Source organism: Acidiferrobacterales bacterium, from assembly GCA_028820695.1.
Lineage (GTDB): Bacteria > Pseudomonadota > Gammaproteobacteria > Arenicellales > JAJDZL01 > JAJDZL01.
Genome location: JAPPIB010000045.1, coordinates 74,567 through 95,653 on the forward strand (window position 1 = coordinate 74,567; position 21,087 = coordinate 95,653).

The following is a 21,087-nucleotide window of genomic DNA, read 5'->3' on the forward strand; positions in this document are numbered from 1 at the left end:
TGAAGTTTCCGGCTTGCGTGGTTTGTATGGACTTTTCATCTAGTGGAACCGTTGATGCTCACCTTGAGTCTGGCGTAATCAACAGTGCGAACCCGAAGCCTCCATCGCGAAGTGCGGTAGGATATCGAAAATGAGTTTCGAAACAGCGAGCGACGGACGGTTTGTCGTTCCAAGTTTCTGGAATGCGATTCCGCATTTTTCACAGCTTGCAGTCTTCCCTTTACTGATCATTGCTGCAGTGAACGGCGGGTGGTGGATTGCGGGGCCGGTCGCATACTTCATCATCGCCGATTTTTTCGAGCCCCTATTCGGGCACGACAGCAAGAACATCGATCCCAAGAACACTCCGGACAGCCAACTGTTGCTGTATAAGCTGGCGGCGTGGATGTGGGCAATTCTGTGGCCACCTACTTTGGTATTCATACTATGGCAGGTCCTGTTCGGCAATCACCTCAACTTGATTGAAACCATATTGATTGTGGCGCTGACCGTCGGAGTGGCACAATCGATCTTTATCATCGGACACGAGATGATCCATCGCCAGACTTCGTGGGAACGACTTTTAGGTGAGTTCCTTCTGGCATCGGCCTCCTATCCACAATACGCAACCGAGCATGTTTACCTGCACCATCGGTTTGCCTGCACACCATTTGACTGCAGTTTCGCACCCAAGGGCAGAAGTTTCTGGCAGAGTTTCCCGAACGATCTCCGAGACAGCTTGATTGGAGCTTGGCGTTGTGAGCAATCTCGGCTTCAACGTCGACGAAAGCCTGGCTGGCATTTGTCCAATCCGTTCTGGCGATATGTCGCCGAGACCGGATTCTGGTGGCTGCTGGTTTATGTGATGGGCGGCATCTGGGTATTGCTGCTGTATCTCATTATCTGTTTTACAGTGATCATTTCGATGAAAATCATCAACTACGCCCAGCACTATGGCCTGCATCGAATTCGCCTTCCAAATGGCCGCTTCGAACGCGTCAAGCCGCGACATTCATGGAGTGCCAACTACAGAATTTCAAAATGGTTCTACTACAACATGCAACGCCATGCGGACCATCATATCGCCGCTTACCGAAGATACCCGCTGCTGCAGCACTACGACGAGGATGAGTCGCCCAAACTGCCGGGAAGTTATATGCAGATCGGCAGCAAGGTTCTGAACTCGAAAAAGTGGTTCAAATTGATGGATCCTTTGGTCGATGAGTGGCGTGCGAAACATTACCCTGAAATCGATGATTGGACAATCTATGATTCAAAAGCTTTCCGTCTGCGGCCGAAGGCGTTTGACGCCATCACCGAAATCTACCATGTCTTGCCTGGTCTGTACCGCTGGATAGATCAATTTCCTGAGTTGCTCGACGGGCTCAACGAAAAGGAATTCACGGATATTGACGTTCCACCAGGATCCGGACAGGATCTGGAGTTCGAAACAATCGCCCGTCGAGGTCTTGCCCGTGTTTATTGGACGCTTGAGCTTGGTATCGAAGAGATGCAGGCGCAGATTCTCGAAATTCCCGCACAAACCACGAACGAAGTCGTGGAAAACGCTCGCAATTGGACCAATGAGAAAATTGTGCAGATCTGCATGCATGTAATTCGAGGCAGCCTGTCGCCTTCAGAAGCCGGAATCGCGATGTCACGAGTCGGGGCGGCTGCAATCAATTCTGTCCTTTGGAAAGTTGGTGAGAACTTCACCGAAAAATACGGCTCGCTGACCGATGGAGGAGTCATTGCCGTGCTTGGCGGTGACCTTGCCAGTGAACCCGACACGACGATCGGATCGCCGCTCGACATCTATCTTGTCTATAGCAGCGGCAATGAACAACACTTTGAGGCGTTGTGTGGACAGTTTCTCGAAGAAATCCAATCGTATCTGCATGACAATATTCTGTACGCTGCGCATGTTGCGGGAGATCGGCACGATGCGATTCATGCGCTCGTGTCATTCGCTGAACTGCATAGGTCTGGCAGTCCCGAAAGTATCCGCAAACTGATCATGTCGCGCTGTATATTCAGTTTCGGCAAATCTGATATCGAATCTCGATTCAATCGACTGCGGCATGAAATCCTAAGCCATCTGGACGAATCACACGCTAAAGCCATCACAATACCCGCGAGTGACTCTCGGGGTGCAGTCGATGCGTGGCTGACTGCAAGACAATGCGAAAGAATCCCTATTGAAAATATTGAACACGCTGCAACAGTTCTGCAACTCAAGCATGCGAGAAACTCATCACAACCGCCGAATCCTGATGCAATTGTCGCATTTCAGTTGGCCGTCGAGGATGATTTGATTTCCAAGGACGCAAGTGAGCGACTGATCGATGCAACGACAATGTGGCGGAATCTGGCAGGTATTGTGAATCTTGTCACTGACAGGAATCCATCCCATGAGACGGCGAGCTCGACAGTCAAATCAGTTATCGCCGGAGCATGTGGATTGGAGGATTTTGACGAGCTATATGCCGCGATTTCCGAAATGGCAGTCGCTTCCAAGGCAGCGCTTGAGAATCTGGAAGTTCCCGACGCGAGTGACGAAGGCGCTTGATCGGCACGAGTTGCCAAACACCGACAGTGCCTGAAACAATCGCGTATCTTCCCAGCATTTGATGCCAGTCCGACGTGTGTGGAACTGACGAAGTGGCAATGAGTTCACCTTTCGAATGCAAACGTCCCGGATCAATCCCGTCGGACGAGAATTGATTAGACGTGCCCACGCCAGATTCCACTAACAATTCATCAGGCCAACATCAGGTGAAAGTGGATTCCGGCAGCAGTATCCTGCGAAAGTTCACTGTGCAGGACACGGGTCTCGTCGATGTGCCGCTGCTCTCCCCCCACATTGAGTTCCATTGCATTGACGGGGATCGGACACTTCTGGTTTCCGAGACTTTCAACACTCTGCTCAATGGAGTGATTGTATCCAATCTGCTGCCGTTGCTGGATGGACGGCGGACACGTCAAGAGATCTGTAACAAACTTGACGGTCGGTTTTCCGAATCGGAGATACACAAAACCCTGACTGCCCTGTCGGCCCGAGGTTACATCGTTTCAGGCGAACATACCCTGGATAGTGCTGTCGCGGCATTCTGGACTTCATTGGGAGCGTCCCCCCGATGGGTGCAAACGTCTCTCAGCACCTTTGAAGTTTCAGTTCACGGAGACAATGACGGAAATCTGGCGCAACAGTTGCAATCCATGGGAATTCCCGTGAAGCCCCATGGTCGGACACTCGCTATTCATATGTGTACAGACTATCTTGACACCAGTATCGTTGAGATCAACCGCAGCAATCTGCAATCCCGCATACCGTGGATCCTGATCAAGCCCAACGGCATTGTTCCCCTGTTTGGCCCGGTATTTCATCCCGGGGATAACAGACCTTGCTGGGCGTGTATCGCCTATCGCCTTCAAGGCCATGAGGAAGTTCATAATTTTCTTAGAAACGTGACGGGAAGTCAGTCCGTATTCGTGCCTCGCGCGGCTCAGCAACCGATCTCAGCCGCGATCGTCGGCCTCGCCGTCGCTGAAATAGCCAAGTGGCGGGTATTTGACGGAGCGACATCACTGGATGATCATGTCATCTCAATAAATTCGGCACGTCTGCAAATCGAACGACATAGGGCCATGCACCGTCCCCAATGTTCCGAGTGCGGCCTCCCGAATCTGTCTGACCCGGCTCGCCAACCGCTTCCTGTCAAGCTGAAGCCGAGTCCCAAACTAGTGAACAACAGTGGTGGTACGCGTTCAGTTTCACCGCAGCGAACTCTGGAAAGGTACCGCCATCTTGTCAGTCCCGTCAGCGGAGTTGTCACCTGGCTCAAGACAAACACTAATGAACCAGACTCATGGCTTCACGTTCATACATCCGGCAGCAACTTCGCGTTGAAAAGCAGGAAGCTGAGTTCGTTGCGTCGAAGCCTCCGAAGCAAAACTGTCGGCAAAGGCAGCACAAAAGAACAATCTGAGGCGAGTGCGCTGTGCGAAGCGATCGAGCGATATTCGTGCGCATATCACGGTGATGAGATCAGATGTCGCAAAAGCCTTTCTGAACTTACGGACTCGGAGGAGATGTCAGCGATCCATCCAAATGAAGTGCAACTTTTCAGTGACGATCAGATCGACCACGCCGATGAAATCAATGCCCGCAATCATCCATACAACATTATCCCCGACAGATTTGACGATCAATTGGTCATCGATTGGTCGCCCATATGGTCGCTGACCCGGAAACGGCATCGATACTTGCCGACCTGCGTTATGTATTCAATGCTTCCCGAACAGCGGGAGCTGACAAATCTGGCGGCGGACTCGAATGGCTGCGCCGCCGGCAATACTCTGGAGGAGGCAATCTTTCAGGGGTTTCTCGAACTGGTCGAGCGCGACGCATTTGCGATCTGGTGGTACAACCGACTGCGGATGCCTGAAGTCAGCCTGGATAGTTTTCACAATGAATATCTCTCGCAGGCGAAAGATTACTACGAGTGTCGCAACCGGAATCTATGGGTGTTGGATGTAACCAATGATATCGGGATTCCTGTGTTTGTCGCCATCTCCCAAAGGACAGACAAGGAGTCGGAAGATATCATCTATGCCGCAGGGGCACATACCGACCCCCAGGTTGCCGCGTTGAGGGCGGTGTGTGAACTGAACCAGTTCTTGAACCTCGTGGAGCCGCAAGGACCCTGCGCAAGCGGTTATCGGGTTGACGACCCGATGAGTCTTTGGTGGTTCAAAAATGCGAAGATAGCTACCCAGTCGTATCTTGCGCCGTCTTCGGAACTGCCTTCACGTACCCGATGCGATTATCGGACTCCTGACACTGAGGATCTTCTTGACGATTTGGAATACTGCCGAAGCATTATCGAATCCAAAGGAATGGAGTTTTTGGTGTTGGACAATACCCGACCGGATATTGGAATGCCTGTCGTGCGTGTTGTCGTACCGGGACTACGGCATTTCTGGGAAAGATTCGCGCCCGGACGCCTGTACGATGTCCCGGTTGATATGGCTTGGCGCGATAGTCCGCTTGAAGAGTCGCAACTGAATCCGATTCCGGTTATTGCATGATCTTTGGCATCAATCGGATCAGCTATCGAGTGGAATCGGTTGAATTGATTCCAATTCTCGGGTTTTTGGTCACAGTTGCTTTCCAAATGCGACGCGTTTGCCATGTCCTGAGCGCACTTTCGCTCAAACCGTCGCAATCGGAAGCTGGAAGAGCTCCCGCACATTGTCTCGCAGGATTGCGTTGCGTTCAGCCGGTGTCAGACCAACAGCATGTTCCGCCAGCAGTTTTTGGGAACGGGGCCAGGTGGAATCTGGGTGTGGAAAGTCATTGGCCCAGAGCAACTGCTTGTAATTCATAAGATCCTTGGTGGCAAAAGCTACCCAGTCATCCTGAAAGGTGGTGAAGACGTTCGAAAACAGGTACTCACTTGGCAACTTGGACAACCCGTCGACGATTCCGTCGTTTGTCTCGTTGTATGCCGCATGATCCAGTCGATAAGCCCAATGTGGGACCCAGCCCGCATCTGCCTCGGCACTGACCATTTTCAGATTCGGGTGGCGCTCGAACACACCGCCCAATAACATCTCGACAATGACGTCCTGGACGTCGCGGACAATCTGCATGAAACGAGACATGCGCTTGCCCCTGACCTGCTTTTTCAAAATGGATTCCGCACTGCGATGACCTTTTCCAGTGAGTATATGAAAGCACACCGGCATCTGAAGATCGACCGCACATTGCCACAGCGCGTCCCAGTCGGGATGATCATAGCTCTCGAACTGTGGGCTCGCGGGCAACATCATTCCAACAAAACCCCGTTCTTTCGCCCTTGTAAAATCGTCTATAGCCGCGTCGATAGATCGCATCGATGTCATCGCCAGACCAAACAGTCTTTCCGGCAGACCGGCGCAGAATCCCTCAAGCCAACGGTTGTATGCGTCGATGCACGCATCCTTGTAATCAATGTCGGCATGGCTCATAACGATGAGACCGACGGTGGGGTAAATGACTTCCGCCGCGATACCATCACGTTCCTGATCGGCTAGACGGGCTTGCGGATCCCAGGCACTTCGTCTGCAAGTCTCAAAAGTGGCATTGAGAATATGAGTTGTACGCATTGACGGCGGCATACCCGCACAGTCAATCGTGCCGATCGGAATGCGAGTGGTCAGCCCATCGATTACATAGACATGTCGATTCCATTCATCAAGCTCGATGCGGGGCGCTCGCTCCCGAAACTGAGGGGACATGAACTTGTCGAAGCATGCCGGCGGCTCCAACACATGTGAATCGGCCGAAATTGCTCCTTCAAAAAACATGGCGTCCCTCCTCCTCACTGTCAAGAATGTGCGCGAAATTACGGGAATATTCCGGATAGAAATTACTGCCGAAATCCGTTGTGCCGGTCAGAATTTATTTTATTTGATGTGTCCGTTAACTGCAAAAAATGTCCTCGTTCGCTGCCTGTGAGCCTTTTCAGGCAGACAGTATCAACTTGTATTTCCCAGTAATTTACTGCAACAGAACCTGAAGTCTTTTCGTAGCGGAACAACGGCTCGGCCGCATAGGCTTTCAGTTTATGTCAATACTGAACCGTCCCTGAAAGGACAAAAAATACGTAAGCCTTCACGCCTTTCAACTGATTTTCCGAAATGACCAGCTTAATGTGATGAATGCCCCGCAGCAACACAAACTGCCCGGACTTCGAAAACAGTGTGACTGGCTTCGAAACCCAGTTGCCAAGTTCTGCAAGTTTCTCACGCGACACCAGATCTTCAAGCCCGAGAGCTTGAAGAAAAGGATCCCAATCGGTCATGCCATCTAGCCAATAGCGTGATTCTTTCGTATATCTCTGTCTGACAATGAGTGTCAATCCGAGATCGGGACTGAGACCGTTTTCCTGCACATCAAGATACACGCCGGTTCTGACCACTTTAACCCGTTCCATGAAGCGAGAAAGTATCCGATCAACATCTGACAACTCACCCGGCCAATTCGTTGTCTCGAGGTAACGATGGATGTCCGGCCGCGACTTGAAGCCCATGATTGCCAGCCGTATAGATCGTGAGCGAGAGGGGAAAATCCCGAACGCGTCGAGACGTGTATCTTCCGGTTGCGCCAAATAAACGTCCCGGAGCGTCTTTCTTTGGCCATCCTGCAGTTCCCAGCCGACACTGGAAACGAGTGCATCAGCCACCGCAATGACGTCATTTGTCTGATCACAGGCACCAACAATCGGACGTTCTCCCGGCCTCATGAACATTCCCGGACGCGGGCACTCGTCAACCTGTGCTGAACCGATGTCATATTCCAACATCATCTTTTGGCCGACAATTTCACGCAGTTGTGAGCGCTCAGCATTAATCAGGTCAAACAGCCGCAATACGGCTTTGGCGGTTTCATCCGTCCCGTCCACTCTAGCCCGTTCCGCGAATGACTGCTGAATCGCACTTTCGGCCGACAGCGATACGCCTAAATCCGCAATAGGCTGGCTTTCATGCAGTGGCAGTTCAAAGCCGAATGGAAGAGCGCCGACGATAATGGGGAAGTCCCCGGCAGTTTGCAATATGCGTTCCCATTGATGATCTCCGATAAGAACCGGTGAAATCATGCTGCGAAAGCGCGCAAGCAGGTCTCCCATGGTACCGCCCTCTTGCGCAAGTTTATCCTGAGTTAACTTGACTGCTTGGTCAGTATCCATGTCTTCCCTCAGACGATTGAGTTGTTTCAGTTTCGCGCAACAGCCACTTCAAGTCACCGCTGCCGAATCCTGACTGCCGATCAGATAAACGGAAGCTGTGATTCGCTCTAGCGGATTTGACATGCCTGTATTCGGATACCCGGGCGTGGCCGTATCAAATAGCGACGGAATACCATGATAAATGAAGGCTGGCATGCTGTCCATGCGCGTGTCGCAGGACTGGACGTTCACAAGATGAGTGTCAGCACAGTCGACTTCGACATTAGCTGGTCATAAATCCGTGTGACTGCATGGAATCAGAAGTTCACAGCGTAGTTCAAGACCAGACTGGCTCCAAATAACACCGTTACCGTACCGACAGCCGTCTTCAGACGGTGCTGCCAGGAGTTATGACCGCGCAGACGGTTGAAAGGCACGGCGATTGCCACAGACAGCGCTGCCATCCCCATAATCGACCCCAATCCGAATAGCACAATGTAGGCTATGCCAAGTACAAACGACTGGACAGTCTGCAAAGTCAGTAAGATTAGTGCCGCGGAGCCGGCTAGACCGTGGATGAACCCGACAACCAAGGTTCTTATGGGAATTTCACCAAAATGAACATGGTCGTGATCGTCCCGCATACTGTCAAGCCTTCGATCATGCGCATGCAGATGAATATGCCTGACTCCTGCCGAATGTCTGTGCGCGTGAATATGAAAATGACGTCCGGCTGAACGACGAAAAACATCAACGCCAAGAACAATGAGCATCACGCCAACGCCAAATTCCAGGAAATCTGCAACCTGATGTGGGACCGGCGCATCCATGCTCAGGAATATCACACCGACCACCAAAAGTGTGAATGTGTGTCCGATTCCCCATACAACTCCCTGAACGACCGCTTTGGTTTGACGGGAGTGGCTTAGAACCAAGACTGCCACCAGATGATCGGCTTCAAGCGCATGCCTGAAACCCATCAGAATACCCAATAGCAGAATACTGATTAACATGACCGATGTGGAAGTTGATCTTCGTCAATCGGAACAAGCTTTCGTTCGACAATAGCCGAACGGCTTTTATCTGTCATTAGATTTCATCGACAGATCTGTCTTGATTTCGCCTGGTTGACAAGCAAAGAAAATGAATCGGCCAACCAGAAAAATCGCTTCCTGAATATCGTGCGTAACGAAAAATAATAGTTTTACTCTCTGTTTCGATTGTCTCGATTGCCATCTCCTCAATTCCCCATGAAACCGCAATCATCTTGCGCGTAGAGTATAGAATCTGAGAAACTGCGGCGGCAAAACCCGCCTGCTGTTGGATTTATCGATGTGCCAGATTGATAAAGCAAACCCATGAACAGACACTGGAAAATTAAGATGTTCCTCGAAGCGCCATTGCTATCCGGACCATCTGACTTCCACTCGATGGCGGAAACCGTTACATCACCCCAAGGGGCTTACGATGCCGATGGACAGTTTACAGGAAAAAAATCGAAGTCGCCAAATACTTCAACATCCCCAACAAAGAGCTTTCGACTTGACCCAAGAATCTGCACATCAGCTGACCTGCACTGCGCCAAGTTGTGAAGTACGGCCACCGGATGTCGAATTTACGATTCCAATAGCCCATGTTGGGTGTCCTGACTGAATTATTCGATGTATACTTTTTTCGGCGGCGCTAAGCGAGCGACACAGGATTGAATGATCAGTACGCACGGCTGCAAGTTGCCACGGAATTTTGCAGGTTGTGCCAGTTCGACTGGCACGTCTGCACCAACCATTGTTACAGACACATAAGATGCAACACGTCTGCTTTAAGGTTGAACATCCGGCTGCGACACTGCACCAAGACGGCGGATTACATTTTCAGCTTGTGTTTTCGCGTCAGAAACCTATTGTTTATATGGAGCCTTTATGAGTACAGATAGTTTGAATGTGTGGGAATTCGTACCTCATCAGCATCAAGGTCCAGCTGCGCAAAACGGAAAGGATGATCACATATTTTCACCGCGCAATCACAACGGTGTGTTTAAGTCACGCGGGCTGTCCACATTTATGGGCGCACCGTATTGTCCCCCGGACCGCAATGCGATTCGCGAAATGGGAGCCAAGATCTGTTTTTTGGGGGTTCCCTGGGATCAGGGACAAATGGTCAGGGCAGGCACTTCCCAGGGTCCGTCTGGAATTCGGGAGGCATCAACACAGTATTCTCCGTATATGTTTGAGTTCGATGTCGATCTGATGTCTTTTTTCCGCCCGGTCGACTGTGGAGATGTACCGATTGTTCCAGGTAACAACGAACGCAGTCACGAGTATATCTACCAATATGTCACCGAATGCCTGGAAGGTGGTGCCAAAGTCATCCTTTGCGGCGGAGACCATTCGGTTCCGATTCCCGGCTCGCGCGCATTATCCGATTTTCATAAGAACGGTAAGATCGGCTATTTGCATGTCGATTGTCATCTGGACTCAGCACCTGACTGGGAGGGGACTCCGTTTACCAATTGCTCCGGTCCGGCACGCGCGTTTGATTTGCCCAACTGCTCTGGTGAAAACATGGCGCATATGTGCTCGAGAAATGGACTAAACCCAAAAGACTGGGTCGACTTCTGGGTTGACAACGCAGTGCGCATGATACCGATGCAGGAGGTCGTGGACCGCGGAATCGAAGCCTGCAGCAAGGAAATATTTGAAATCGCTTGGCGCGGTACAGACGGAATCTACTGGTCGTGGGATACAGATTCGCTGGATGCCAGCTGTATGCCGGGCACGACTGCGCCAGAGACGTTTGGGCTGAAACCTCGCGAAGCGATCAAACACGCGCGCATCGCAGGCACATACGGGGCCGACATATTTGAAATTTCTGAACTGACACCGCATTTCGATGTCAGCGACATGAGCATCAAACTGGCCTGCTGTCTGGTATATCAGTATCTCGGCAGTCGAGCAAAGACTCTGCGCGACCAGGGAAAATCTGCCTGAAAGATGCAGTTTACCCGTTCCATTTCAATATCTGATTATTGTGAGATAGATTTATGAATCCCGCCAAGAATTTTGAACATTTATTTTCACCGCTGGGCGATCCGGAAAATTTCAAGTCGCTCGGCGTGGTCACCTTCATGCGCTCAGCGCAAGTCGATATGGAGACTGATGCGCTGAAAAATAGCGGGGCCCGCTTTGCTTTTGTCGGCATTCCCTACGATGAGGGCAACGTCGGCAAACCCGGGTCCGAAGACGGACCTCAGGCATTTCGCATCGCCAGCCACGAATATTTCCCTTACTGGTTTGAATATCGTGTCGATCTGACGGGCACCTGCGTTGACTGTGGAAATGTGCGTGTGCCGAAAGTCAGGCCGGAACTGGCGCACGACCGAATCTATCAGGCCATTCGGGAAGTGCTTGCAGCCAACATCACACCCGTGATTTGTGGCGGCGATCGATCTATTTCAATCTCAGCTGCAAAAGCTTTGTCCGATCATATTGGCCATGAAAGGAAGATGGGCTATATGCACTTCGGCGCACATTTGCAAACTGCTGACACCTGGGCTGGCGAAAAAATGGCCAGTCCGTGCACTCTGGCTCGAGTGAGTGAACTTGCAAATGTGGACACCGCCAATATCGCCCATGTCGGCGCTCGCAATTCAATGAACCCCCGGGATCACATTGATTTGGCCAAATCACGCGGGATTCGGTTCCACTCGATGGATGAAGTGGTCGAACGCGGTGTGAAATCTGTCGTCAATGAAGCTGCAGACCAAGTTTGGAACGGAACCAGCGCACAATACCTCAGTTTCAACATGAATATTCTGGACGCTTCGGCTGCGCCAGGCGTTACCGCACCGGAACCTGGTGGGTTCGAGTCGCGGGAGATGATGCAGACTGCCACTTTGCTTGGCGAGCGCGGTTGTGTCAATCTGATTGAAGTATCCGAGTTGGCACCGGTTTTCGATGTCAGTGGCACGACATCGAAATTAGCCGCTTGCATTGTCCTGCGCCTGATGGCGGCAATGGCGCGACAACGGGGTGAGCTTGTTGATCAGGACATCCGGCGTGAGGACTTGCGAAGTTAGATCAAGGCCCATGCGGTGTAGATTCCAGCAAAGAAATTACGGCAATCTGCGCCGACAATACCAAGGTGCCAGCCACGACAATCGCTTATCCGGCTAGGAATATGATTCTGAAAGCTTGAAGTCGGCTTGTTGGCCCTTGGTTGGTCATTTGACAGTTTTGAAGCTCGACCTCCAGATGCGATCAAATACATCGATTATCGCAGCTGATACTATGAGGACAACTCCAATAACCTGAGTCCAGCCAAAAGGTTCACCCGCCAATATTGCAGCGGACACCACACCGCAAACGACATCGGTCATCAATAACAGTCCCACTCTTGCCGGACTGAGTCTCTGCGCTCCCCAGAACACCAGAAATATCGCTGACACAAATACCACTAAAAAAATAACAATCCAGAGAAGGGAATTGGTCACTGCACTCAGTGTCGGCGGTTTCTCCAAGCCCTGAAATGGAAATATTATGAACAACAGAGCAACGAGCGCACCACCGATATAAAATGCGCCTACCTGTTCCCAGACCCGGACTTCAGGACGTTTTCGTATCCCGATTGTCGCGAGCGACCAAAGTACTCCAGCGCTAAGCGCAATCAAGTCCCCGGCATTGGATATTCTGAATTCGCCGTTCAGAACCTCCAGAATTACGATCATGCCGGCAAGGCCGCAGACGATTGCCGCGATTCGATACGGCGTGATCTTCTCGTTGAGCATGAATCTGCCCAGTATGATGCTCCAGATCGGCGTCAGGTAAATCAGCAGAATGGTTTTGACAACTTCCGTGAGAACGAATCCAATGGCGTAAAAGACGATGCTGCAGCCGCCAATGAGTCCGGTAATGAACACGTTCCACGGAACACGGCCGGTTTTTCTAAACTGGAGGAAAAAGACAAACAGGAATAGCAAACCGGCAATTCCAAAGGTAATCAATGAAGTCCATGCAGCCGAAATACCCCCAGCATCCAGCTGCCGAATCGGAATCCAGAACAGTCCCCAAATCGCGCCACTGATGGCAACAACGAGACTGGGTACTAAAACGGAATTCTGCTTCATCGAATCAGGATGTGGATATTTGCCTCAACCGGCAGTGAATTTTACATCCCAAGCGACGCTGCGAAACCCAAATCGGCAAGACAAAACGATGAAAACGCAAGCAGACAGTCGAACTCCGCGATCCGACATTCTCCCGCACTGTCGATTCTCGTCGTTGTCCGGTCACTACGCTGATGTCGACCGAAAAGTCACGAACTGCACGAACACACGGCTGTCGCGCATCTCGTCCCTGACCGTCAATCCGCAGTCCACACCGCATTGACGCGGAAATTACGGCTCAGTGGCAACTGATGGCAAAATCGCTTTGCAGCCCCGGCGCAAACCATTCGGCAGATTCGGCACACGTCCGATCCTCAGCGAGGTGTCGCTGCCTGGAAGATCGGACTTTGCGGCACCTGGCCGGCTCATGTCTTGAGCGAATGCTGTCGGCCCGGCACGGGAGGTGAAACTCGTATTGGCTGATTCGCGTAGGTGTGCTCAATTTTTTTAAGCCTTGCCTGTGCAGTGGTGATGTCTCACCCGCTGGATGAAACGGGTTTTTGTTCCAACTCATTCTACTGGCAGGGCTTTTCTTGTCTTTTCCATCTTCAATGCGGATTTTTGGCGCCGGAAAGATTTTTTTGACTTCCAGTTTGTATGGTAAAATTTTTTCAAAAAATAAACTGAATAAACGCTTACGAAGCCTCGGAGGTGTAGTTTTGTGTAACGTATGCGGATGTGGGTCAAGCGATATTCACCATCATCATCATGATCATGATCACCACACCGGTCATCATCATTCTCACCAACATGATGAACAGGAAGACGCGAATCACTTCCATTTCGGCTCAAATGACGCTGGAGTCTCGGTAGCCGGATTCAGCCCCAAGCAATTGGTCACTATCGAAAGAAACATTCTCGACAAAAATCAGGCTTTTGCCGACTCGAATAGATTGCATTTCCAGCAAAACGGCGTTTTGGCGATCAACTTGCTCTCCAGCCCCGGTGCAGGTAAAACCAGCTTGCTGGTGCAGACGATAGAAAATCTCAAGGAAAACGTTCCAATTTTTGTGATCGAGGGAGATCAGGAAACAGAAAACGATGCGCAACGCATTAGAGCGACTGGGTCTCAAGCGGTCCAGATCAACACCGGAAAGGGTTGCCATCTGGATGCTCATATGGTTGGCCACGCACTTGAAAGTCTTCAATTTTCATCTGACAGCCTGCTCATGATTGAAAACGTAGGGAATCTTGTATGTCCTGCGTCGTTTGATCTTGGCGAGTCCTATAAAGTCGTGATTTTGTCTGTCACTGAAGGCGAGGACAAGCCGATCAAGTATCCCGACATGTTTGCCGCATCGGACCTGATGATTGTGAACAAGATCGATTTGCTGCCGTATCTGAAGTTTGACGTCGACAAGGCAATCGAATATGCGAGACGGGTCAATCCGAGTATTGAGATCATTCAGTTATCTGTTGAGACAGGACAAGGCATGAAGTTGTGGACTCAATGGCTGTTATCGCATATGCAATCGGCCCCAGTCGATTTTCTGCGTGATTCTGAAACAACCGAGTCGGCCTCCCATGCATGAACTGGCACTTGCCCGAAGTCTTGTTGAGTTGGTTGAAGACTACGCGTCTGAGCATGACGCAGTCAAGGTAAGGCAGGTGAACCTGCGTTTGGGTGAAATGTCGGCGATGGCGAGAGCGCTTCATTTCTGCTTCGATTCGGTCGCACGCAACACCGTCTGTGAAGGAGCCCGATTGCGCATAGAGGAAGTGCCCCTGACTGTCCATTGCGACTGCTGCGACGAGGTCAAGCAGCCGTCTGGCCGCTACAACTTCAGATGCCCGGACTGTGGCATGCCGACACCGAAATTGGTTTCCGGCAGGGAGATGCAACTGGTTTCAATTGAATTGATGGAAAATCATGAATCTGCGTGCGCGAGGAAACGTGAGACGCTTTATCAAACTGCCTGAATGCTGGTGTGATATTCGCAAAGGAGTAGCCGGATGACATCCCAAAATGACAATGCCTGGAATTTTGTGCCGCACCAGCACCAGGGACCTCATCAGGAAGCAGAATTCGACGCCCATATCAGATCGCCGAAAAATCACAACGCAGCTTTCAAGGCGGAAGGAATCCTCACATTCATGGGAGCTCCATACTGTCCGCCAGACCGAAAATCAGTTCGCGAGGCAGGTGCCAGGATCTGTTTTCTCGGAGCGCCATGGGACCAAGGCACAATTGTGCGTACAGGTACTTCCAGCGGCCCGCATGGAATCCGTGAGGCGTCTTCGCAGTATTTCTCATATATGTTCGAATACGATGTTGATCTGTTGACATTCTTCCGGGTGGTGGACTGCGGTGATATCCCGATTGTGCCGGGTAATAATGCACTGTCGCAGCAATATATGTGTGATTACGTTACAGAGTGTTTGGAAGGTGGCGCCAAGGTCATTCTGGTAGGAGGAGACCATTCTGTTCCCATACCCGGCGCTCGCGCCTTGTCCCAATATCTGGGACGGCATAATTCCGACGGGAAAATGGGCTATCTGCACGTCGATTGCCACCTTGATGCTGCGGTCGACTGGGCTGGAATTGAAATCACCAACGCATCAGGTCCGACAGAAACATACAAGCTACCCAATGTAAATGCCCAGAACATGGCGCACATGGGGTCCCGAAACGGACTCAATCCCAAAGACTGGATGGATTTCTGGGTTGACAACGATATGCCGATCTACTCGATGGCTCAGGTAGTGGAACGGGGAGTTGAAGTCTGTGGTCGTGAGATTCTTGAGCGTGCATGGAACGGAACCGACGCGGTCTATCTTTCTTGGGATACCGATTCGATCGACTGCAGCTGCATGCCGGGAACGAGCTGTCCGGAAAGTTATGGCCTGACCGCACGCGAGGCATTGGCATTCGCTCGCCTTGCGGGGCAATTCGGGGTGGACGTGCTTGAACTTGCAGAGCTGTCTCCGGTTTTCGATGTAAGCAAGATGAGTGCCAAATTGGCCTGCAATTTGATTTATCACTATCTGGGCAGTCGCGCACAGACTATGAGGAATCTCGGTCAGCAACCGTGAGATGCAATATTTGAATCTTCAATTTCATTTGATGAGAATCGTATAAGACAGAAATCGAATCTATTTGTTTAACCCTTGTTGGTACAGCATATGAATCCAGTTAAAGCGTATTCACACCTGTTTTCTCCACTTGGAGGCAAGAAAGCGGACAACTACCGTACTCCGGGACAAATTTCGTTTTTGCGATCGAAATTCATGTCCCTGAACGATGGGGACCTGCCGGGTACCGATGCGCCCTACGTCTTCATCGGAGTCCCATTTGACGAGGGCAATGTCGGCAAGCCGGGCAGCGAGGACGGACCGCGTGAATTCAGGGTCGCATCATTGGATTATTTTCCGTTTTGGTTTGAGTTCAACGTTGACTTGCATGGCAGCGCAATTGACTGTGGCGATGTATCGATGCCAAGGGTAAGTCCCGATGTTGCTCACGAACGCATCCACGGTGCAGTGCTTGCAGCGTTGAGAGCGGGCAAAACGCCAATTATCTGCGGTGGGGACCGTTCCATTTCCATTCCCGCAACGAGAGCGTTGTCAGACTACTTGGGCTCCGACAGGAAAATGGGATATCTTCATCTTGGAGCCCATCTCGATATGTCAGACAGCTGGGCCGGTGAACGAAACCTCAGCACCTGCACGATGGCGAGAATAACGGAACTTGAAAATCTGAACATCGAGAACGTGGCCCATATTGGAGCTCGTAACTCTTTCAATCCAAAAGATCAGGTTGATTTGGCCAAGGAGCGAAATCTGCGGTTCAATCCCATGTTCGAAGTGCTTGAACGCGGAATAGACGATGTCATTGATGAGGCTGTGACACGCGTGTGGGACAACACCGATGGACAGTACCTCAGTTTTAACTTCAATGTGCTGGATTCTTCGGCTGCGCCAGGTGTGACAGCCACTGAGCCCGGAGGGCTTGAATCGCGCGAAATCATGCGTGTCGCATCGCGCATCAGCAAACAAAAAGGAGTCAGCGTGATTGACGTTACGGAACTGTGTCCCATGTTTGATGTCAGCGGGTCCACTTCACGAACGGCGGTTTGCGTCGTTCTTCGGATTATGGCTGAAATCGCAAACCTGAAAGGACAGACCCTGGATGATTCGATTCGCCGTCCAGGGTGGCAGTATTAGATTGATTTTTGAACTTGGAGGTAAGATATGAAAATCTTGAAATTATGGTGGCGCAAATGGACTGTCTCACTATTGACGGTATTTGCATTTGTGGGCGTTTCGCTTCCCACAGGCGTATCCGCGGCGGATGACTTGAATGTCCTTGTCTGGTGTGATCACGCCGACGATAAACTGATCAAGCCGTTCGAGGAAATGCACGGAGTGAATGTCAATGTAAAGACGTATGAGGGAACCGGGACAGCATTGTCGATTATCGAGCAGTCTTCTCCGGGGGACTGGGATGTTCTGGTCGTTGACGCACCCGATGCCCCGATGGTTGCAGGTCTCGGACTGCTGGAACCTCTTGATGAGTCTCAATTGCCTCTAGGAGACATCTTTGCGCCACTGACTGCCGCTGGCTTCAATTATGTAGACGGAAAACGCTACACAATTCCAGAGAAGTTCGGCTATTACGGTGTCGTGTACAACAAGGACAAAGTCGACCCTGAAGATATGAAAACCGTTCAGGTCATGTGGAACGAAAAGTACAAGGGCAGAGTTGCTGTTTATGACTATTACTTCCCGACAATGCAGTTGATAGCGATATCAATGGGTATGCATCCAGATGAAATCACAATGGACTCATTGCCCGAGCTGCGCGAGCGGCTGCTTGCGATGAGACCCAACGTAAAGATGATTGGTGATATCGTCAGTGTGCAGAATGCACTGGTCAACGGTGATGTTGACATCATTCTCAATGCTGCGGAATTCGCGGTTTCGAATCTGATGCCCTCGTTACCAAATTTGGATTGGACAATTTTTGAAGAAGGCGGACTGATGTGGGTTCAGGGCCTCAGCATCATGAAAGACTCACAGAAAAAGGACCTTGCAGCCGAGTTCGTCAAGTATATCGTCAGTCCTGAAGGACAGGGACGACTGGCAACCTCAGAATGTTACTGGGCAATGCCGGCGAACTCGATGACGGAGCTGTCTGCTGATGAAAAGCAAATTCTGAGGTGGGACCAACAGGACGGGTTCCTGAGCCGTTCGGTTCCATCAACAATCAGTCAAGCGGATATTGATGCTGAAATGCTTGACATATGGACAGAATTTCTACAAAACTAAGTCTCATTCCTTCGACCTTCGGTATGGTGGCAACAGCAGACGGGTACAGTAAATTTACGTCTGTAAGTTGACCATGGCGATAGCGGCTGAAGAGTTGGGTTCTACAATTGCCGAAGCAGTGTCGAATTGTTTTGAATGACCCTGTTCGTTCGATACTGCTTCGCATTTCATGTGTCAGGTGAGTTCGCATGAAGTCACGTCCACCTGATTTGTCCGGATCACCGAAACCGTTTCGAGTTGAACTGTCAAGGTGGGCGGTACATCCCGCCTTGTGGTTCACTGTATTCCTGTCTCTCTCGCCATTGGTGGTCATGCTTGCTGTAAGTTTTTGGCAACGTCTATACGGGAAACTCACAGCAACTTGGAATTTCACGAATTACGAAAAATTCTTCGGCCGGGAATACCTGCTGGATTCACTGTTCAATTCCATTGAAGTCACCGTGCTGACCACGGTTTTGAGCATTGTGCTTGCATATCCGCTGGCCTACGTTCTTGCGTATAAGGTTCCTGCGAAATATCAGCGAATCATCCTGCTGCTGGCGGTGATGCCTTTCTGGACTGCTTATGTGGTGCGCTCGTACAGCTGGCTGCTGGTGATTTCCGAAAACGGTATCATCAATGTATTTCTCAGCAGTATCGGACTGCTCGACCAGCCGTTGGAGATGGCTTACACCCGAGGTGCGACAGTACTTGGCTTTGTCCATTTTTTCACGATGCTGCTGACCTTGACGATCTACGCGAATTTGGTTCTGATCAAACCTTCGTACCGAAAGGCAGCTGCTGACCTCGGAGCCAGTCGATTGCAGGTTTTTCTGAGAATTACGCTTCCACTCAGTATTCCGGGGGTGGTTGTTGGCGCCTTCATCACATTCGTCATAACGATTGGAGACTACATTACCCCGCAGATTCTGGGCGGCGGGACAGAAGTACTGGTTCCGCAGGCAATAATGCTTCAAATCAGTCGTGCGGCGAACTTTCCTATGGCATCCGCAATGAGTGTGACACTCATGGTCGTTGTGGTGATTGTTTACCTTATTTCTGCGAAGTACATGAAAGTGGATAGAATCTGATGAAGGGTTGGATAAGCAATTCTCCGGCGTACGCGTATCTGATACTGGCACTTGGCTTCATCTATCTGCCGGTAATCGTATTGGTGGTATTCTCGTTCCAGGACGGGCTGTTGCCGGTACCGCCATTCAATGGCCCGAGTCTGCAGTGGTACGAAAAGATGTTCGAGAATGAGCGGTTGGTGGATTCGCTGTTCAACTCCGTTGTCGTGGCCGTACTTTCGTCTTTGGTGACAACCGTTCTCGGGTTCCTTGCTGCATATGGCATGTCAAAGCGCAACTATCGGTTCGCTGGAGCTATCCGGTTTACGCTGATGGCACCGTTGACGGTGTCTTATTTGATCATTGGCATCGGTTTGCTGATCACACTGAATCTTTTAGGAGTATCAAAGTCTTTATTTGCGGTAGGCATAGGACATGCAGTCATCAATCTCCCACTTTGTTTCGCAATCATCTATTCCCAGTTCGGTGATCATCTAAAGAATATTGACGCAGCTGCCCGCGATCTGGGAGCAAGCGACCTGCAGACCGTGTTAAGGGTGATCGCACCGATCATGAAGCCATCTTTAATTGCTGCATTCTGTCTGTCAGCGACATTGTCCTGGGACGAATTCATCGTTGCGTTTCTGCTGAGCCGGTTTGACGTTACGCTGCCCGTCATCATTTTTGAGATGTTGCGAGCCGGACTGACCCCCGAAGTCAATGCGGCTGGAACCGTCGTGTTTGCGATTTCTTTTGCCGTGGTGACATTGGCAGCTGGTGCTGTATTGATGGGAACAAGGACTAAATAATGAGTAGCCAACATCTTGTCAAACTTGAGAATTTGAGCAAACACTATGGTGAAGTAGTCGCCGTAGATGACATAAGCTTGAGCATTGAAAAAGGAGAATTCCTTGTTTTGCTCGGTCCTTCGGGGAGCGGAAAGACAACAATACTGTCAATGCTCGGAGGATTTACGAATCCGTCATCCGGAAAGGTTTTCATAGCCGGTGAAGACGTTACCCGTGTTCCTCCTGCACACCGTCCGACAGTGACGGTTTTTCAGGATTACGCGCTGTTTCCTCATATGAGCGTGCGAGACAATGTTGGTTTCGGCTTGGCAATGCGAAAAGTGTCAAAGCCCGAACGGACAAAGCGCGTCGACGAATCCCTGAACAAGGTTGGACTGGAAGGCTTTGGAGACCGAGGGGTGCACCAGCTTTCCGGCGGTCAGCGCCAGAGAGTTGCATTGGCGCGCGCAATTGCTGTAGAACCCGCGGTTTTGCTGCTGGACGAGCCTCTGGGAGCACTGGACCTGAAAATCCGGCATCAGATGCAGACTGAGCTTGTGCACTTGCAGAAAACCTTGAACGCAACCTTTGTTCATGTCACGCATGATCAGGAGGAGGCTTTGAGAATTGCAGACAAGATTGCTCTGATCAACCACGGAATCATCGAAGACTACGGTTCTCCTGAACGGGTATACCTTCGGCCTTCCACATTGTTTTCCGCCAAATTCATGGGAGAAAGCAATGTGATCAAAGCTGAAGTTAAAGGCAAGGACACGGACCGCGTTACTGTATCCACTCCACTCGGCCAGTTTAATCTCCCGTGTGAGACGCAGCTCGATCGTATGTGCAACATCGTATTGAGACCGGAACAAATCAGATTGGGTGGAACAATAGATCCCAAAGAGTGCATATCTTTGGGCGAAGGCAGAGTCACCGAGATTGAGTTTCAGGGCACCCATAGACTCTGCCGCGTGCGTTTTGAAGTTCAGGAGGATATTGACTATCTGGTCAGAATTCCGCCAGATTATGGAGTTTCAACAGGTGATCGATTGGCTCTGCATGCACGCGAGTCAGACGCCGTAGTCCTATCGGATTGATTCCAGTCAGTGTGAAACGAGGTTTGCGGGCAG

17 protein-coding genes are annotated in these 21,087 nt (G+C 50.8%); 13 read left to right on the forward strand and 4 right to left on the reverse strand.

Features of this window, described 5'->3' with window-relative positions; all coding sequences use genetic code 11:
- Positions 1 to 130 precede the first annotated feature (130 nt).
- Both OXI60_06980 and OXI60_06985 read left to right on the forward strand, forming a co-directional pair.
- Positions 131 to 2,548 carry a fatty acid desaturase gene (locus OXI60_06980; GenBank protein MDE0309560.1) on the forward strand — a complete coding sequence of 806 codons (2,418 nt, stop codon included), beginning with the start codon at positions 131 to 133 and terminating at the stop codon, positions 2,546 to 2,548.
- A gap of 206 nt (positions 2,549 to 2,754) precedes the next feature.
- Positions 2,755 to 5,070, forward strand: a complete 2,316-nt coding sequence (locus OXI60_06985) for a TOMM precursor leader peptide-binding protein (GenBank protein ID MDE0309561.1) — start codon at positions 2,755 to 2,757, stop codon at positions 5,068 to 5,070.
- A 123-nt stretch (positions 5,071 to 5,193) separates the two neighbouring features.
- Here the strand turns inward: OXI60_06985 and OXI60_06990 are convergent, their stop codons facing one another.
- The 3 genes from OXI60_06990 to OXI60_07000 form a co-directional block, all read right to left on the reverse strand.
- Positions 5,194 to 6,330: an amidohydrolase family protein gene (locus OXI60_06990; protein ID MDE0309562.1), complete on the reverse strand. Its 1,137-nt coding sequence runs from the start codon at positions 6,328 to 6,330 to the stop codon at positions 5,194 to 5,196.
- Positions 6,331 to 6,593: 263 nt separating this feature from the next.
- Entirely contained in the window at positions 6,594 to 7,712 is a 1,119-nt protein-coding gene (locus OXI60_06995; GenBank protein ID MDE0309563.1) for a hypothetical protein, read from the reverse strand.
- Positions 7,713 to 8,008: 296 nt separating this feature from the next.
- Positions 8,009 to 8,704: a hypothetical protein gene (locus OXI60_07000; GenBank protein MDE0309564.1), complete on the reverse strand. Its 696-nt coding sequence runs from the start codon at positions 8,702 to 8,704 to the stop codon at positions 8,009 to 8,011.
- A 906-nt stretch (positions 8,705 to 9,610) separates the two neighbouring features.
- On the opposite strand from OXI60_07000, the gene OXI60_07005 reads away from it, so the two are divergent.
- Positions 9,611 to 10,678: an agmatinase family protein gene (locus OXI60_07005; GenBank protein ID MDE0309565.1), complete on the forward strand. Its 1,068-nt coding sequence runs from the start codon at positions 9,611 to 9,613 to the stop codon at positions 10,676 to 10,678.
- A gap of 53 nt (positions 10,679 to 10,731) precedes the next feature.
- Positions 10,732 to 11,766 carry an agmatinase family protein gene (locus OXI60_07010; GenBank protein ID MDE0309566.1) on the forward strand — a complete coding sequence of 345 codons (1,035 nt, stop codon included), beginning with the start codon at positions 10,732 to 10,734 and terminating at the stop codon, positions 11,764 to 11,766.
- 144 nt (positions 11,767 to 11,910) lie between these two features.
- On the opposite strand, the gene OXI60_07015 is transcribed toward OXI60_07010, so the two are convergent.
- Positions 11,911 to 12,813, reverse strand: a complete 903-nt coding sequence (locus OXI60_07015) for a DMT family transporter (protein MDE0309567.1) — start codon at positions 12,811 to 12,813, stop codon at positions 11,911 to 11,913.
- 88 nt (positions 12,814 to 12,901) lie between these two features.
- On the opposite strand from OXI60_07015, the gene OXI60_07020 reads away from it, so the two are divergent.
- The 9 genes from OXI60_07020 to OXI60_07060 all read left to right on the forward strand — a co-directional run bounded on the left by OXI60_07020 (position 12,902) and on the right by OXI60_07060 (position 21,054).
- The gene (locus OXI60_07020; GenBank protein ID MDE0309568.1) at positions 12,902 to 13,075 is read left to right on the forward strand and encodes a hypothetical protein; all 174 of its coding nucleotides are present in this window, start codon (positions 12,902 to 12,904) and stop codon (positions 13,073 to 13,075) included.
- 610 nt (positions 13,076 to 13,685) lie between these two features.
- Entirely contained in the window at positions 13,686 to 14,384 is a 699-nt protein-coding gene (gene hypB / locus OXI60_07025; protein ID MDE0309569.1) for a hydrogenase nickel incorporation protein HypB, read from the forward strand.
- Entirely contained in the window at positions 14,377 to 14,772 is a 396-nt protein-coding gene (hypA, locus tag OXI60_07030; protein MDE0309570.1) for a hydrogenase maturation nickel metallochaperone HypA, read from the forward strand. The genes hypB and hypA overlap by 8 nt, the downstream gene beginning before the upstream one ends.
- 33 nt (positions 14,773 to 14,805) lie before the next feature.
- On the forward strand, positions 14,806 to 15,885 hold the full coding sequence (locus OXI60_07035) for an agmatinase family protein (GenBank protein MDE0309571.1): 1,080 nt from the start codon (positions 14,806 to 14,808) through the stop codon (positions 15,883 to 15,885).
- Positions 15,886 to 15,975: 90 nt separating this feature from the next.
- Positions 15,976 to 17,016, forward strand: a complete 1,041-nt coding sequence (locus OXI60_07040; GenBank protein MDE0309572.1) for an agmatinase family protein — start codon at positions 15,976 to 15,978, stop codon at positions 17,014 to 17,016.
- A gap of 27 nt (positions 17,017 to 17,043) precedes the next feature.
- Positions 17,044 to 18,120, forward strand: a complete 1,077-nt coding sequence (locus OXI60_07045) for a spermidine/putrescine ABC transporter substrate-binding protein (GenBank protein ID MDE0309573.1) — start codon at positions 17,044 to 17,046, stop codon at positions 18,118 to 18,120.
- Positions 18,121 to 18,308: 188 nt separating this feature from the next.
- The gene (locus OXI60_07050; protein ID MDE0309574.1) at positions 18,309 to 19,190 is read left to right on the forward strand and encodes an ABC transporter permease; all 882 of its coding nucleotides are present in this window, start codon (positions 18,309 to 18,311) and stop codon (positions 19,188 to 19,190) included.
- On the forward strand, positions 19,190 to 19,978 hold the full coding sequence (locus tag OXI60_07055) for an ABC transporter permease (GenBank protein ID MDE0309575.1): 789 nt from the start codon (positions 19,190 to 19,192) through the stop codon (positions 19,976 to 19,978). The genes OXI60_07050 and OXI60_07055 overlap by 1 nt, the downstream gene beginning before the upstream one ends.
- Positions 19,978 to 21,054, forward strand: coding sequence for an ABC transporter ATP-binding protein (locus OXI60_07060; protein MDE0309576.1), 1,077 nt, complete (start codon positions 19,978 to 19,980; stop codon positions 21,052 to 21,054). Before OXI60_07055 ends, OXI60_07060 begins: the two co-directional genes overlap by 1 nt.
- Positions 21,055 to 21,087: the final 33 nt, after the last annotated feature.

Coding starts and splice junctions, on each gene's coding strand:
- OXI60_06980 (MDE0309560.1), top strand. CDS start 131: ATGAGTTTCGAAACAGCGAGCGACGGACGGTTTGTCGTTCCAAGTTTC.
- OXI60_06990 (MDE0309562.1), bottom strand. CDS start 6,330: ATGTTTTTTGAAGGAGCAATTTCGGCCGATTCACATGTGTTGGAGCCG.
- OXI60_06995 (MDE0309563.1), bottom strand. CDS start 7,712: ATGGATACTGACCAAGCAGTCAAGTTAACTCAGGATAAACTTGCGCAA.
- OXI60_07000 (MDE0309564.1), bottom strand. CDS start 8,704: ATGTTAATCAGTATTCTGCTATTGGGTATTCTGATGGGTTTCAGGCAT.
- OXI60_07005 (MDE0309565.1), top strand. CDS start 9,611: ATGAGTACAGATAGTTTGAATGTGTGGGAATTCGTACCTCATCAGCAT.
- OXI60_07010 (MDE0309566.1), top strand. CDS start 10,732: ATGAATCCCGCCAAGAATTTTGAACATTTATTTTCACCGCTGGGCGAT.
- OXI60_07015 (MDE0309567.1), bottom strand. CDS start 12,813: ATGAAGCAGAATTCCGTTTTAGTACCCAGTCTCGTTGTTGCCATCAGT.
- OXI60_07020 (MDE0309568.1), top strand. CDS start 12,902: ATGAAAACGCAAGCAGACAGTCGAACTCCGCGATCCGACATTCTCCCG.
- hypA (MDE0309570.1), top strand. CDS start 14,377: ATGCATGAACTGGCACTTGCCCGAAGTCTTGTTGAGTTGGTTGAAGAC.
- OXI60_07035 (MDE0309571.1), top strand. CDS start 14,806: ATGACATCCCAAAATGACAATGCCTGGAATTTTGTGCCGCACCAGCAC.
- OXI60_07040 (MDE0309572.1), top strand. CDS start 15,976: ATGAATCCAGTTAAAGCGTATTCACACCTGTTTTCTCCACTTGGAGGC.
- OXI60_07045 (MDE0309573.1), top strand. CDS start 17,044: ATGAAAATCTTGAAATTATGGTGGCGCAAATGGACTGTCTCACTATTG.
- OXI60_07050 (MDE0309574.1), top strand. CDS start 18,309: ATGAAGTCACGTCCACCTGATTTGTCCGGATCACCGAAACCGTTTCGA.
- OXI60_07055 (MDE0309575.1), top strand. CDS start 19,190: ATGAAGGGTTGGATAAGCAATTCTCCGGCGTACGCGTATCTGATACTG.
- OXI60_07060 (MDE0309576.1), top strand. CDS start 19,978: ATGAGTAGCCAACATCTTGTCAAACTTGAGAATTTGAGCAAACACTAT.